Here is a 15,493-nt window from a genome sequence, read left to right on the forward strand (position 1 = left end):
TTTTTTTGGGAACAGATCCTGTTTATGTACGGTCAAAGGAAGAGCTTTTAGACGAGAGAGCCGCCTTTTTTAAGGTATTTCACGATTCCTTCAGCCGCTCGATATGAAAAGGCTCCTAGTGTACCAGTCGGGTTAAACGAGCTGTTATGTGGAAATGCCGAAGAGCCGGCAACAAATACATTTTCAGCATCCCACATTTGCAGGTATGTGTTAACGGCTGAATCGTTGGGATCGGTCCCCATGATGACTCCGCCTGTGTTATGCGTATTCGTATCTGTGTTTACGTTAAAATCCCCTTGTTCAGCGACCGTATCAATATGGTCAGGACCCATTTTTTTAGCAATCGACCTTGTTACTTTCGCCATGTATTTAACTAACTCGCGATCTTGGGCGGTATAATCATACGTCATCCGCATTAAGGGCATACCGTAAACATCTTTGTAAGTGGGATCCAAATCAAGGTAATTTTGTGTATGTGGCATACTGGCTCCTTGAGATTTGACTTGCAGGATGCTATTGGCATATTTGATTGATTGCTTTTTGAATTCAGCGCCCCAAGAAGGTGTTCCGATTGGTGAGTTATTATTCGCTATCGGCCTGTTACCATACTGGGTTGTACGAATTCCTGCTCCATGAAGGAAGTTTACATCCGAATGGTCAAAATTATCACCTGCGAAATCCGGGATTTCTATACCTAAAGCTCCTGCACCACCATATATATTGAACTCACGATCATTATAATAAAGGCTTGAATATCCTGAACTTACTTGGTAACAATAGTTCTTGCCAATTACACCGTTTTTCGTTTTTGGATCATAAGGTGTTCCAAGCTTGGAATTAAGCAAAAGCCTGACATTATTAAATACATAACTCGCTAATACCACTACTTCTGCCGGCTGCTCGAATTCTTCGCCAGTGAAGGTATCCACATAAATAACACCTGTCGCTTTCCGTCCGTCATTTACAATACGGGTGACGTTTGAATAGGTGCGCAGGTCAAGGTTACCCGTTTCTTTTGCAACGGGAATGACCGTAACGACCGGATCTGCTTTTGCCCCGTACTCACACCCGAAGTTTTCACAATACGCACAATATTGACAGGCTGAACGGGAAATGCCATCCGGGTTTTTGTAATTCTCTGATAGATTTGCAGAAGGGATCATATATGGTTTGTAGCCCAGCTTCTTCGCTGCTTGTTCAAATTCCGCCAAAACAGGTGTTTTTATCATCGGACCTGTTGGATAGGGATTGGAACGTTTTCCATATAGCTCAACGGTTTCACCGGAAATGCCTGCCATTTTTTCAAAGGTATCATAATATGGTTCCATATCGTCATATGTAATGCCCCAGTCCTGAATGGGATAGTCTGATTTAATTTTATTTTTGCCATACCTTTTTTCAGTTAGCGACCTAATCTCAAAATCATAAGGAAGGAAACGGTAGGTTTGCCCATTCCAATGACTTCCAGCCCCCCCAAGACCTTCACCTACGATAAATGTTCCATAACTTCGCATAGGGAGCGCTCTCATCTTCAGATTATTGCGGTGGGTAATCGTCTCTTTTGACAGATCTTGCATCAATTCTTCACGATGTTGGAATCGCAATTCGTCATGCACCATTGAATAATCGCTCATATCCCGTTCTTTCCCGCGTTCAAGTCCAACAACCTTAATTCCCGCTTTCGTTAATTCCGAGGCGATGATACCCCCAGCCCATCCCATGCCGACAATGACGACGGGTACCTTTGATAGTTTTTTTGCCATATGTTTCAGCCCTTTCCGAGATTAATGCTTCATATGACTCTGAAGGCTATTTGGATCTAGCTTTACAAAATCCTTGCTTTGGATTTCCTTTGTATACCCCATTCGAGAACCAGGGTATTTCCGCATCTGCCAACCAAGCATCTCCTTATTTCCTCCGTACAATGGATCGGCATAAACCCCTTCAATAGTCAGAGTTCTTAACAATTGGAAAAATGCCGATGAAGATACGCCAGAAAGTGAACTCGCTTCGCCTTTCTCAAACGCAGCCAAAACTTCATCCTGTCCAGTAGCGTCCAAATCCGTAAATTTCTTTTGATAGTTTTTGTTACTATAGGCATTCAATTCTTTTAAGCCTAGCCTGAACAAATCCTTTCGGTAAAGTTTAACCTGTTCACCTTGTGTTGGCTCTGGCTTATAATAGGGTCCAAGCTTATAATCTTTTTCATTTACGCCCCATCCACTGTTAAGTTGATGGTCAATGTATATCGCCGCATTCAATTCCAGCGCCCCGGGTCCCGTTTCATCCTTTGGAAATATGCGCTCAGCAGCTGCCGCTGTCGTCTGATATTCTTCTGGATAAAAAAACATCAAGGCTTCATTCGGATTATTGCCTTGAGTTTGATTCTTTTGTTCTGTTTTCACATCACTATCAGAATTCCCATCAAATATGCTTCCCACGGCGCCCCCTAAAATGAGGCCACCGACCGCTAATCCGGAATTCTTTAAAAAGGTACGTCTGGTACTGCCCCGTTTTTCTATTTGACTTTTTTCATTGTCCGACATAAAAAAACTCCTATCTGAATAAAGGTGTGAATGACCTTATCTTATAGATGATGATGGATTTAGTAACACTCCATCCATAAAGGACGAGCGGTGGGATAATCTGGAGGAGTGATCATAATAGACACGACTACCAAGGAAAAAAGATCCTTTGCTCTCGCCTTGCCAATTTCATTGGATCGAGAATTCCCATCCTTGTCAAAGACAGCACTATCCCACTGACTAGCGGACAGATCCGTCCAGGACAATGACCAGCAGTATATTATGAATGACCTGATTTATCCCTTCTTCTTTTCATCAATCGGCGGTTCAGGAGGTTTTTCTTCCGATTTATCGGCATCGGATATCAATCCACTTGTTGCGCTCTTGAATTCCGAGAAAGTCCGTCCAAATGCCCGTCCAATTTCAGGTAGTTTTTTCGGACCGAAAATCACCAGTGCGATGATAAGCATGACAACCAAGCCTGGAATCCCAATATTTTGAAACATCCTCAACCCTCCCTTTTAAGCATCAGCAGCATTTCCTGGTAAATTCATTATGTAGCCTTACCGGAGAACGATAACGTTCCCATCTCCGCAATAAACGGATGGTAAGGAGAGTGTCTTATTATCCTTTATACATATATTCACAGAACGGCTCATTTTTATACCTATAATTACCAATTAGAATGATAGTAACTAGATTTATAAGAATGAATCCTGCCCATTAGAAAAATCGAGTCATACAATAATATTTTTTTGGGAAAGATAGGAATAATAAATAGGAACCATGGATGTTCAAGTTAAATACAGCCCAAAATGAATTCTATGAGAATGAAAAAAATCATATTTCAAACGTTTTTAACTCTACATACTTAAATAGGGAGGCATTTATGAAAAAAATTTGGCTTACCTCTGGAGTCAGTGTTGTTCTTGCAGGATGTTTCGTGTTTTTACTATTTTTTTACAAAGGACAGCAACCTTCACCATCACCAAGCCCAGATGGGGGCACACAGGGTACTTCGGCTGGTGCAGAAGAGATTGTAAATAATAGCTGTATATCATGTCACGGCGAAAATCTACAAGGAGGAGCGGGTCCAGCTATAAATAAAGTTGGTGCAAAATATGACAAAAGTGAAATAGAAGATATTATCAATAATGGTAAAAACGGCATGCCGGCTGGGGTTATTTCCAACGAAGAAGCTGCAATCGTGGCAGAGTGGCTGTCAAAGAAAAAATGAATAGAATAGAATATAAAAAAAACATAATAGCCGATTCCATGAAACATGAATTAAACGGTTATATGTTTTATATTCAGAAAAATGAAGACCAATTCAAAACGATGGACCACACCAGGGTGTTCAATAATAAGCCTATAATAAAAAGAGGCCATTGGTGCTTCTTTTTTTCCCAACAGAAAATTATGATAGCAAGACCTAATGAAATTCCGATGAAGGCAAGCCATGGAAAAGTATCGGTGAACTTCGAAAGAAAAATTGCAAGGCAGGCTGTAAATAATAATGACATAATAAACTCGGTAAATAATGATAATTCGCCTTTAACATGTTCGCTCATTTCTTCCTCCTTAAAAACCATCTTGTCTTCATATAGTACTTCATGCGGATTTTTTTATGCAAAATAGAAATTGGAGGTAATTTCTAATAATCACATGTTTAAATCGGGTGCCGTTAGTTAATTGTTTCTTAATATGAGGAGGCTTGCCCGCTTGTACTTTTGGGGTAATATAAAAAAGATTAACAACAAATCCCCTCTCACTCGAGAAGGGCTTTTATTGATCTTCTGCAATATCAACGTATCGAATTTCCAGGACTAACTCGGAAGCGCATGTATGAACAAACAGCATTAAGGCCCTCTTTTTTACTTAAAAACCAAACGTCTTTATTGTTTCTATTCGATCTAGCTACGAGTGATCCGGTTGATATCAATATTTATATATCAAGTTTACGGGAACTGAGTGATTTTACCATTTCAGGATCTCTATGTGAGAAGAACAAGCTCTCATTCGTATCTAACGTCGCAATCTTTTCCATATCCCCTTGGCTTAATTCAAAGTCAAAGATAGTAAAGTTCTCAAGGATTCTTTCTTTGCGAACAGACTTAGGAATCACCACGACGCCTCTCTGTGTCAGCCAACGTAAAATTACTTGAGCAACAGATTTATTATGCGTTTGAGCAATGCATACCAACACTTCATTTTGGAAGATGTCATTTTTACCTTCTGCAAAAGGCGCCCAGGATTCGATTTGAACCCTATTTTCTTCCATAAGTTTAGCGCTTTCTATTTGCTGGCAGAAAGGATTGGTTTCAACCTGGTTTACAGCCGGGACCACTTCATTATGTGTAATTAAATCGACTAGACGGTCTGGGTAGAAGTTACTAACACCGATTGCCTTGATTTTTCCCTCACGATACAATTGCTCCATCGCACGCCAAGAGCCATAGACATCACCAAATGGCTGATGAATTAAATACAAATCCAGATAATCCAATTGCAATCTTTCCAGTGAGTTTGCGAATGCTTTCTTTGTATTCTCGTAACCAGCATCTTGAACCCAGAGTTTTGTCGTAATGAATAGCTCCTCTCTTGGAACGCCGCTTCGTTTGATGGCCGAGCCGACCTCCTTTTCATTTAAATAAGACGCAGCCGTGTCAATCAAGCGATATCCTGCCATAAGGGCATCATATACGGCTTGTTCACATTCCTTTGGATCGGTCATTTGAAAAACACCAAAACCTAGTATAGGCATCTCAACACCATTGTTTAACATTACTTTTTGCATATTATATCCTCCTGTTTTTCATAGTAAATGTCAGTTATTTATCTTCTCTCCTTTGGTGCTATCCGAACTCAATCCGTTCAATCCCCAAGCGCTCACCGAAATGGATACAATTCATTTATCTTGCGAGTAATTAAGGTCATTACATCTTCCCCCTGCTTCATTATTCCACATCAGTTCGACCACTTGATTTGCTTGATTCTACTCCGGCTAGAAGCGAGGTGGAAATACCGTCAAAGGCAGAGCTAATAAATGCGGCATGATCATCCATCTTCAATATGTCTTAATATCAGTTTATCTCTGTCTTTAAAATCCCAGCAAATAAAACTTCGCAGCTATCATCAATGATAGTTAAAAGCTAATGACCGCTTTTGCATAAAAAATGATAGAATAATCCGTTTTATTTAGCAATTCATTTGTTAGGCTACGGGCTATTTGATCATTAGCGCCTAAAATTAAAATTTTCATAACACCGCTCCTCGTATGATAGATCTTGTTCCATGAAAATACCGTAGCCGAGTATCCTTTAGCGGTTAACCATCTCCCCCTTCTTTGCATTCTTATCGCTTTAAATGGTTATATTACTTACCTGCATCCTTATTATGCAACAGCTGAAAAAGCAACCGGTATCCCATTCGACTCAAATGATTGCCTAATCCTCTCAGTTACACTTACATCACAGGAAGATATGCCTTATAATTGCTATCAGATCATAGAGGAACAAGGAGGACCTTATTATTATGTCCAAACAAATTTATCAAGGGCAGGGTAAACTTGCTAAACTGATTGAGAGCCATTCAGGTCGGGATGGTACCCACTCAACTGCTATTCCTTCTTTATTTTTCAGTCGTCAATCCACTGCCATCGGACCGAATTATGGAGTTTACAATCCTTCCCTATGCATTATCGTCCAAGGTAAGAAGGTGGTATCACTGGCCCAGGATCGCTATACATACAGTTCTGCCGATTACCTTGTTGCATCTGTTGATTTGCCGGTTACCGCACAAGTTATAGAAGCCTCCCCCGATGCTCCTTATCTGGCTTTCAAACTTGAATTTACACCAAGTCAAATCTTAGCCGTATTAGGGAATGCTGAATTTCAGGCTGATCCGAAAAAAAGTGCCAATAGGGCAATGTTTGTCAGCCCTTTAGACTCGACCATGTTGGATGCTGTGCTTAGATTAGTTTGTTTGCTGGATAACCCTAAGGATATTCCAGTGCTTGCGCCTTTGTTCAAGCAGGAAATTCTCTATAGGGTTCTTCAAGGTCCACATGGAGCGACACTAGGGCAGATGGCAATGGAAGGAAGCTCTACCTATCGAATTAGAGACGCAATCGAACATATCATGCATCACTATAAACAGTCTTTTCGAATCGAGGATCTTGCAGATATAGCAAGCATGAGCGTATCCTCGCTCCATAGACACTTTAAAGAAGTCACGGCGATGAGTCCGATCCAGTTCCAAAAACAACTAAGACTGCAGGAAGCCAGGCACTTGTTATTATCCGAATCGACAGACGCAGCTGATGTTGCTTTTCGGGTGGGATATGAAAGCCCATCGCAATTCAGCCGTGAATATTCCAGGATGTTTGGATTTCCGCCTAGAGAAGATATTAAGCGTCTGAAAGAGAAGAATAATCAAAAAATAAACGCATAATGTCCCTTGCTCAACAATAATAACCGGAACTCGAGTAATAAAAAGCCTTACTATCCGCTTTCCCTAGTAAGGCTTTTCATGTTATCTTCTCAAAGAATTTCTCCATATTCAGCTGGTGGCCATTCTCTAATAAATTCGAGTTAGATTGATTACGGATAAATCTAATGGAGGATCGTATAAAAATAAAGGCGGGCTCTCTAACTAGCGAAACTTGGCCAATCAGATAAAGTGTCAGCCAATTCAACATATCGGCAAACATAAAATGGGTATTAGAAGGTATAAGCGTACAGCACATTTCATTATAGGTAAGGACCTGCAGGGGCACACCCTTATATAACGTTACTGCCCTGCAGCGGTACCATTTCATCATTCCGAGCTTTTTTTATTCTTAAAGCTCCTGATTAAAGAAATCCGTTAATTTAGGTACAGCTAACCCTACATATTCCGGGATATCATACAGTGCACTATGCGTTGCACCATCAACTCAGAACAATTCCTATGGTCGGTGGCATTTATTTGGAAAACCAAAGCCAATACCGACTGATAAAAAATTTTTTGGAATATGTTGAAATATGACTAAGGTCCTTTTCCTTCATCTTTCCTATATTATTGCTTTCACAAATATAAAAATGCAGGGACTGCATTTTTCATGTAGTCCCTGCATGAATCATTTCCTAAAAGCGCTGATCACGGTTCTTTCGGAATATCATGATCCGCTTTCTTTTTTACTACTAGAAGAATGATTGCAATGATAAACGCTATGGCGCTATATAACCAGGTAAACATAAAAGCAAGGCCCAGCCCTATATTTGCATCTGCATAATTGCTGTTCATATCGTCTATGACAAAATATAAAAGCGGCGCTCCTCCGATGATGCTGAGTACAATTATCAAGGTCTTTTTGGATTTCCCGGTAGATACATACATAATGAAGAAGGATAGCAAAAGAAAAGCTTCTGAAGCGATTGCCAAAGGTATCGGATTGTTCATCTAATATACACTTCCAATCATGGTTGCCTTAACATTCGTTAGCTATGAATTCAAAAATATCGATTGTGTTCGCAGACGTCTTTTATGAATGGGCCATTTATATAAAGCCTGGATTTCCTCGAAGAAAACGGAAAATCCAGGCTTGCCGTTAATTTTTCTTTGATAATTGCAGGGCATTTTTGATGCTTTTCAGAGATTTTGAGCTTCCGTACATCAAGACGCCACCCCGATAGATTTTTGCCCCGATGATACCTAGCAAAACAATGGTGATGATCATCATGGCGATGCTGAGGGCAATTTCCCAGAATGGTACATCGAGCATGCCTACACGCAGAAACATGATCATTGGGGTGAAAAATGGAATGAATGATGTAAAGGTGATATAACTTGCCGATGGATTTCCGAGCCCGAACATCGCAATCAAAAAGGCAATGACAACTAACATGGTCATCGGTGAAATCATTTGTTGAACATCTTCTATTTTGCTGACGACCGATCCTAGACAGGCCGCAAGCGTCGCGTATAGGAGGTAGCCGAGCAAAGCGAAGATGATTGCATAAATGATGGTTGAAATTTTCGTGTTACCAAAACCAAGAAAGGAAAAGAATCCTTCATCCATACTTGCCAAGTTTTGTTTGATCGATACATAACCGACGCCAAAAAATAAAATCATTTGGGTAAGGCTAAGCAATGCGATGCCCATGATTTTGGCAAACATCTGCGTCACTGGCGGGACACTTGAAATCAGGATTTCCATGACTCGTGATGTTTTTTCAGTGGCCACTTCCATTGCTATCATCGTTGCATACATCAGTACACCGAAATAAATGACGAACAAGAGCACATAAACAAGACCGCGGGCTTGATCTAGGTCTTCTTCGGTTTTTGCATTTTCCTGAAGCGCAATCGTTTCAAAAGCAGGCGGTGTATTCAATTGGCTGATTTGCTGATCTGTCAATTTCAAATCATCCGCAGTTATTTGGCTTTTCAGCTGGGTAAGTGCCAGAAGCAAATCATTGCTTACCTTTGAATCTGAAATTTGATTCGCTTTATATGTCCCCCTGAAGCCGAGGCGATCTTCCTTCTCGATTAAAAGATAGCCTATAATTTCATCTGCACTTACCAGCTTCTCCGCTTCCTTTTCATTCTGGGCAGAAATGATCGAAAGGTCTTCGCTCATGCCTTTTACGGCTTTTTTATAAGGATCGAATAAGCGATCTTCAGTCTGGTCGATGACGGCCACCTTTTGCGTTTCATCATCGCCGAATGCATCAATCAGCTTGGAAATATTCGACAGGACAAGAATCAGGGCCATCATGATGATGGTGGAAATGATAAATGATTTCGTTTTTAATTTTGATAGATATGTATGAGAAAGAACAATCCAAAATTTATTCATAGACTGCACCTACTTTTTCAATGAAAATATCCGTCAGCGATGGTTCCTCCAATTCGAACTTTCGAACGAATCCTTTTGGAACAAGATCACGGATCATGTTCTCAGCAATATCTTCCCCTGTGACCTGAAGGACCTTTCCTTCCATCGTATTTTTAACTTTCGTTACGCCAGCGTAAGTATCCAAGAAAGATAAATCAAAATCAGCTTTGATTGACACATTCTTTTTACCAAAAGAACGTTTGATTTCTTTTAGTTTCCCGGCAACGACCGGAGATCCTTTATGCATGATGCAAAGATGCTCACACATCTCTTCCACATGCTCCATCCGATGGCTTGAGAATACAATCGTCGTCCCATTATCCCTCAGATCGATGACTGCCTTCTTCAATATTTCCACATTCACCGGGTCCAGTCCGCTAAACGGTTCGTCAAGGATAAGCAACTCGGGCTTATGGATCATGGATGCAATCAGCTGGATTTTTTGCTGATTTCCCTTGGAGAGCTCCTCGACCCGCTTATCGATGTATTCCGGAACCATAAAGCGATCAAGCCAATACTCCAACTCTTTCAATGCATCCCGTTTGTTCATTCCTCTCAATCTTGCCAGATAGACGATTTGATCGCGCACCTTCAGCTTTGGATACAAGCCGCGTTCCTCAGGCAGGTAACCAATCAATGAACTGGTCGTATAATCAATTTTCTTACCCTTCCAGGTCACTTCTCCTTCAGTGGGATCAAGCAATCCCAATACCATCCGGAATGTGGTCGTTTTCCCGGCTCCGTTTCCGCCTAAAAAACCAAACATTTCTTTCTCGGGAATCTTTAAATCAAGCTGATTGACAGCCGTGAACTCCCCGAATTTTTTCGTAACTTCATTGATTTGCAGACTCAATGGGCAACCCCCTTTTTATATGACTCTCACAATAACATGTTAACGGAAATGTTTTCCAAGTTCAACCTTCTTCACAAGTCCGATACCTTCTTTTCCCCTTTGATTATATGCAAAGTCATACAAACAATGTCTCGTTAGACTCCCGGATCATAGAGCCACCATTATCAATTTTTTTCAACCATCATATAGATCCATTCCGCTGATCATCAAGGATAACATGTTTTTGATTCATGAAAGTTGTGATGTCTTGTTGCCTCATAAGTAATTTCCTTTTCTGTCGTACTGCCGAACAAAAGAATGAAAAAGGAAAAAACTGATGCCTAACTTCTGGTCATTTTTAAATTCAAGTTAATGGATAGGTAAAATATATTTGTTTTCCTATGCTCTCTTTAAATCCCTTTCATTGCTTCCGATATATACATGGATAACTTATCACTTCGAGAAGGAGTAACAAAGATGAATAAACTTAGTACGAAAATAGGTCTCGTTCTGTTAGCAGGGATGGTCATTACATTAATCGGAAGTTTACTTTTAATGTATAAGAGTACAAATGATACGGTCGAGAAAACGATAGCCATGAGCAGCTTGGACACGGCAAGGACCATCGCCCAAGGCATAAATCAAACGGATTATGCGGAGTTTCTAGGCAATCAAACAGAAACGCAAGCATATTGGAAAATCCGGGAACAGTTACATGACTATAAGCAAAAAACGGGAGCGTTATATGTATATACATTAGGGATTGACGAGAAAAGCAAAAAGGTCCATATTCTGATCGATGGAATGAGTAAGGAAGATGAAAAGGCAGCTCCCATCTTAACTACTACAACTGCCACTGCATATTCTGATGTAAAAAGCGTAATGAAGGGAAAGGTTTCTACCACTTCGATAGTTCATGATCCTGAGTACGGTGACTATTTATCCGTTTTCGTTCCAATAAAACAAGGAAATGAGGTCATTGGGATATTAGGGGTGGATATTGATGCGAGCAAAGTGGATTCTACAGCCAGCAAGGTTCTGGGAGGAATCCTTCCTCTAACGATCATCATCAATGTAATCCTGATAGCAATCGTTGTGGGAGCTTTAATATGGTACTTGACCAGAAAGTTAAAGCCACTTCAAAAGGTCAGCATGGCTGCAAAGGAAATTGCCGATGGGGATTTAATCGCAGCCAATCAACTGATTAGCCATACGAAGGTAAAGGGTAATGACGAGATCAACGTTTTAGTGAAAGCATTCGCAGAAATGACCAACAACACGATATCGATTGTCCATTCGATGAAAAGCTCATCACTACAGCTATTGGAAGCGTCAAGTGATATCGAACACAAAATTAGTGAAATGGACACGTCCACACAATATATCGTGAAAGGCATTCAACAAGTTGCGGGAGCTACGGAAGTGCAATTGCACAGGAGTGAAGAATCATCAAGGGTCATAGAGGAAATGACCATAGGGATTCAAAAAATTGCCGAAGCGTCGTCAGAAGTCAGCGAACAAACAAATCAGGTGTCCATCCAAATGTCCAATGGAAATAAAGATTTAAATGGACTCTCCAATCAAATCATACAAGTAAAAGATGTGATGCTGCAAGCAAGTTCAGAAATAAAGAAACTGGACGAACAAGCAAACGAAATCGTGAATATCGTCCATTTAATTACGGGGATAGCAGAGCAAACAAACTTGCTGGCACTAAATGCAGCGATTGAAAGTGCTAGGGCTGGTGAACATGGGAAAGGTTTTGCCGTCGTATCGAATGAGGTGCGAAAATTAGCGGAAGGCACCAAGGAATCTGCTACCAATATCCAAGAATCCCTGCTTCATTTTAAATCGATCATCAATAACTCAGTGGCCATGATGGAAACGGGTACGAAAGAGGTCGAAGAAGGAACGAAGGTTGTCCTGAATACAAGGGAAACATTTAATGAGACGATAAAATCTTATGAGCATGTTAGTGATCAGATTCAGGAGATATCCGCCATAACGGAGCAAATGGCTGCAGGTTCTCAGGAAATCAATGCTTCGATTGAAAATTTTGCCGCTCTAACTAAGGAAACAGCTGAGGTATCACAGCAAGTGGCACTTTCAACCGATCAGCAAGCAAAATCCATGGAAGACATCTCATTCTCGACCACTTCGATGGTAAAGCTCGCTAACGGTCTGGAAAAATCTGTCGAACAGTTTAAGGCTTAACCTATTGATCCGCCATGCTCCTATGGCATTGGAAAAGGGATTTTGCTTTTAAAGCAGAATCCCTTTTGGTCTCTGTTCATGGCTTTTTCAGATAAATACATAAGAAGGTACAATGGTAGGCAAAAATAGTTACAACATAAGTACTTGCTTTATTTTTTTGGTTATAGTATATTAATTGATGCATCAATCATTGACCTATCAATTAAGAAAAGAGGATGTTTATTGACGAATTCTTCATGTTCCAATGAATCGCTTATTTTATATAAGATGAACTGCCTTAACAAGCAGATAAGTTCAAAATTCGAGAGTTGTATGGGTATCAGTCAATCAAGACATGATATTTTATATCAGCTTTATCAAGTGAATGAAATGAGTCAAACAGCTCTTCAAAAAGAGGTCAAAATTGACGGTGCTGCGATTACCCGGCATTTAAAACAACTTGAAGCGACTGGGATGATCACAAGGCGTAAAGATCCGGATGATAATCGATTCACGCTCGTTTCCCTTTCAGATCCCGGTCGTCAACAAATCATCGCTTCCCAGGCTGAAAAGGCTCGTTTCGTCACGTTAATGCTTAAAGATTTCAATGAAACGGAACGTAAAGAGTTAACGGAAATGCTCATACGGATTCAAAATAATATAAGTGAAGTATGATGCCTGCTTCCTTACAAAAAAACGGATAAAAGGAGATTTTCATCAATGACTACTGCACAAATTACAAATGACTTCAATGAAATACTTACAGGTCGCCGCTCGATAAAAAAATATGACACGACTGTCAAAATAACCCGCGCTGAAATGGAGGAAATCCTGACAATAGCGACACTTGCCCCTTCTTCAGTAAATATGCAACCATGGCGCTTCTTGGTCATAGACAGCCCTGAGGGGAAAGCGACACTTGCCCCCCTTGCCCGCTTTAACCAAACTCAGGTCGAAACATCTTCCGCAGTGATTGCTGTTTTTGGTGATCTGAACAATTTTGAAAACGCCGAGGAAATCTACGGCAAAGCTGTCGAAATGGGACATATGCCTTTGGAAGTAAAAGAAAATATCCTGACCTCTTTTGCTGGATATTACGAAAGAATCTCGACTGAAGAAATGAAAGAAGTCGTATTGGTTGATGGCGGTCTGGTGTCCATGCAACTAATGCTAGCGGCAAGAGCCTTTGGATATGATACGAATCCGATTGGCGGCTATGAAAAGGACAAAATTGCAGAAGCCTTTGGAATGGACAAAGAACGCTATGTACCAGTCATGCTTATCTCCATTGGGAAAGCAGCTGATGGCGGGCACGCCTCCGTTCGCCTTCCAATTGATAAAGTCGCTCAGTGGAAGTAATGGATTGAATTTTTTTAAGATGCTTGAAAAAAGAGAGGATGAACTTACATGATTATCATTCATGCCGTATTCAATATCAACCCAGCCAAACAAGATGCATTTCTAGCTGAGATTCAACCACTTATCGAATCTTCAAGAGCGGAAAGCGGTAATGTTTCTTACAACCTTCACAAAGACACAGAGAACGACAATCAATTTACAATGGTTGAGATTTGGGAAGATAAGCAAGCTGTTGCTAGCCATAACTCAAGTGAGCACTTCACTTCATTTGTCGGGAAAGCTAAAGAATTCCTCACCGCTCCTTTGGATGTTAAAGCTTTTGAAGGGCAGCCTTTGAAATAATCCCAAAACGAATGGCCTGCTTTTACTGATATCACGTTAATAAAAAAGACTGATGAACCAGCACACGCTGGATCATCAGTTTTTTTATGGATGACGGACATCCCCCTTCCCCCCTTCCTGTTCTATTATTGCTCGTTACGTTCGTTTTTAAGACAGGGTATTTTCCTTTTTCCTGACAGCGGATTTCGTTATAATGAAAGAAATGAACCTAAACCAGTAAAGGGGACATATATTTGGATACCATTCTGTATTTTTGTTTTTCACTCATTTACATCATTCTTTTTCTAATGGGCATTACCCTCATGCGACGGCATGATAGCCATTTTTCCCTTTCAAGCTCTCTCCTCTTCGTTACGCTCGCACTCTTTGTGGACAATATCATCATCGCTTCCGGGAAATTCATTAATGATGGACCTATGCTTGAGATGCTCAATATCTCCCGTTTCTGGATTCACGGATTTATCACACCGACATTGATTCTGTTTGGTTGGGGAATGGCAAAAAGAATCGATATTCCTTTTACAAAGAAAATTGCCGTTTTCTATTTTTTCCTTTGCCTTACGGCAGGACTCATCATCTATGAATGTATCGAAAATATGCATAAAACCTTTGTACCTGTCCGCGAGTATGGCGTTTTAAGATATGTTAGCGAGGGATCTTCTGGTCCGCCTCTCATGGTGCTTGTAGTAACCCTTGTACTATTGGTGATAAGCATCAACATCTTCCTGAGAACTCGTTGGATTTGGATGCTTTTAGGGGTCTTGATCATGGTAGGCGGCAGCGCCATCCCTATCCCCTTACCGAGTTCGGCACTCACGAATGCATTTGAGTTGATTTTTATATGTTTATTGTGGCTTACACACTATAAATTAGCCCCTCAAAATTACAAGCCCTCGTGGCGAGGTTAACAGAGAACGAAGCAAAAAGAAGCCTTTTATATGTATAATAGGCTTCTTTCAGACTGTAGACAAACTCGATGAAAATCGAGTTTGTCTATTTTTATGGCCTGTACAATTTAGACGTTGATTTCCACTCCAGGCACTCGCTTTCCGCGGGCGGTCGGGGAGCCTCCTCGGCTTTGCCTGCGGGGTCTCCCCTAGACGCGCTTTTCCCGCAGGAGTCTCGTACCTTCCGTTCCAATCAACTTTGTTTTACCTTTTAGATAGAACACTTTTGACTGGAGTCATTTTTGTTTTAAGATTGAAGTATAAAAACTTGAGGTGATGAGGATGCTTTCTAAACATGATTCTATTCAGCGAAAACAACTTGAAATGATTACTTTAGATCAACTGGTGCCACCGAACCATTTGGTTCGTAAAATGGAGGCTGCCATTGACTTCACTTTCATTTATGACTTGGTGA

Annotated in this window: 15 protein-coding genes; 7 read left to right on the plus strand and 8 right to left on the minus strand. The window is 40.7% G+C overall.

Annotated features, from left to right (window positions below; genetic code table 11):
* Positions 1-47 precede the first annotated feature (47 nt).
* From AS888_RS08195 to AS888_RS08205, 3 genes are all read right to left on the minus strand, one after another.
* Entirely contained in the window at positions 48-1,763 is a 1,716-nt protein-coding gene (locus AS888_RS08195) for a GMC family oxidoreductase (RefSeq protein ID WP_061141651.1), read from the minus strand.
* Positions 1,764-1,784: 21 nt separating this feature from the next.
* Positions 1,785-2,546: a gluconate 2-dehydrogenase subunit 3 family protein gene (locus tag AS888_RS08200; protein WP_061141652.1), complete on the minus strand. Its 762-nt coding sequence runs from the start codon at positions 2,544-2,546 to the stop codon at positions 1,785-1,787.
* A gap of 275 nt (positions 2,547-2,821) precedes the next feature.
* The gene (locus tag AS888_RS08205; protein ID WP_061141653.1) at positions 2,822-3,031 is read right to left on the minus strand and encodes a twin-arginine translocase TatA/TatE family subunit; all 210 of its coding nucleotides are present in this window, start codon (positions 3,029-3,031) and stop codon (positions 2,822-2,824) included.
* A 284-nt stretch (positions 3,032-3,315) separates the two neighbouring features.
* Between AS888_RS08205 and AS888_RS08210 the strand changes: the two genes are divergently transcribed.
* A complete protein-coding gene (locus tag AS888_RS08210; RefSeq protein WP_061141654.1) occupies positions 3,316-3,762 on the plus strand; it encodes a c-type cytochrome in 447 nt (148 codons plus the stop codon).
* 73 nt (positions 3,763-3,835) lie between these two features.
* Here AS888_RS08210 and AS888_RS08215 read toward each other — a convergent pair whose 3' ends face one another.
* Both AS888_RS08215 and AS888_RS08220 read right to left on the minus strand, forming a co-directional pair.
* Complete coding sequence (locus AS888_RS08215) at positions 3,836-4,096, minus strand: hypothetical protein (protein ID WP_061141655.1); 261 nt, start codon at positions 4,094-4,096, stop codon at positions 3,836-3,838.
* A 374-nt stretch (positions 4,097-4,470) separates the two neighbouring features.
* Entirely contained in the window at positions 4,471-5,322 is an 852-nt protein-coding gene (locus AS888_RS08220; protein WP_061141656.1) for an aldo/keto reductase, read from the minus strand.
* Positions 5,323-6,059: 737 nt separating this feature from the next.
* On the opposite strand from AS888_RS08220, the gene AS888_RS08225 reads away from it, so the two are divergent.
* Positions 6,060-6,977 (plus strand): AraC family transcriptional regulator, encoded by a 918-nt coding sequence (locus AS888_RS08225; RefSeq protein ID WP_061141657.1) that lies wholly within the window; start codon positions 6,060-6,062, stop codon positions 6,975-6,977.
* Between the two features lie 687 nt (positions 6,978-7,664).
* On the opposite strand, the gene AS888_RS08235 is transcribed toward AS888_RS08225, so the two are convergent.
* From AS888_RS08235 to AS888_RS08245, 3 genes are all read right to left on the minus strand, one after another.
* Positions 7,665-7,967 (minus strand): hypothetical protein, encoded by a 303-nt coding sequence (locus tag AS888_RS08235; protein WP_061141659.1) that lies wholly within the window; start codon positions 7,965-7,967, stop codon positions 7,665-7,667.
* Positions 7,968-8,115: 148 nt separating this feature from the next.
* A complete protein-coding gene (locus AS888_RS08240; RefSeq protein WP_061141660.1) occupies positions 8,116-9,366 on the minus strand; it encodes an ABC transporter permease in 1,251 nt (416 codons plus the stop codon).
* Positions 9,359-10,258, minus strand: coding sequence for an ABC transporter ATP-binding protein (locus tag AS888_RS08245; RefSeq protein ID WP_061141661.1), 900 nt, complete (start codon positions 10,256-10,258; stop codon positions 9,359-9,361). The genes AS888_RS08240 and AS888_RS08245 overlap by 8 nt, the downstream gene beginning before the upstream one ends.
* Positions 10,259-10,714: 456 nt before the next feature.
* Here AS888_RS08245 and AS888_RS08250 point away from each other — a divergent pair, with 456 nt between their 5' ends.
* From AS888_RS08250 to AS888_RS08270, 5 genes are all read left to right on the plus strand, one after another.
* Positions 10,715-12,451, plus strand: a complete 1,737-nt coding sequence (locus tag AS888_RS08250; RefSeq protein WP_061141662.1) for a methyl-accepting chemotaxis protein — start codon at positions 10,715-10,717, stop codon at positions 12,449-12,451.
* 267 nt (positions 12,452-12,718) lie between these two features.
* A complete protein-coding gene (locus tag AS888_RS08255; protein WP_061141841.1) occupies positions 12,719-13,105 on the plus strand; it encodes a MarR family winged helix-turn-helix transcriptional regulator in 387 nt (128 codons plus the stop codon).
* Positions 13,106-13,150: 45 nt separating this feature from the next.
* Positions 13,151-13,789, plus strand: a complete 639-nt coding sequence (locus AS888_RS08260) for a nitroreductase family protein (protein ID WP_061141663.1) — start codon at positions 13,151-13,153, stop codon at positions 13,787-13,789.
* A 48-nt stretch (positions 13,790-13,837) separates the two neighbouring features.
* The gene (locus tag AS888_RS08265; RefSeq protein WP_061141664.1) at positions 13,838-14,131 is read left to right on the plus strand and encodes a putative quinol monooxygenase; all 294 of its coding nucleotides are present in this window, start codon (positions 13,838-13,840) and stop codon (positions 14,129-14,131) included.
* 233 nt (positions 14,132-14,364) lie between these two features.
* Entirely contained in the window at positions 14,365-15,039 is a 675-nt protein-coding gene (locus AS888_RS08270; protein WP_061141665.1) for a hypothetical protein, read from the plus strand.
* Positions 15,040-15,493: the final 454 nt, after the last annotated feature.

Source organism: Peribacillus simplex (assembly GCF_001542915.1).
Taxonomy (GTDB): domain Bacteria; phylum Bacillota; class Bacilli; order Bacillales; family DSM-1321; genus Peribacillus; species Peribacillus simplex_B.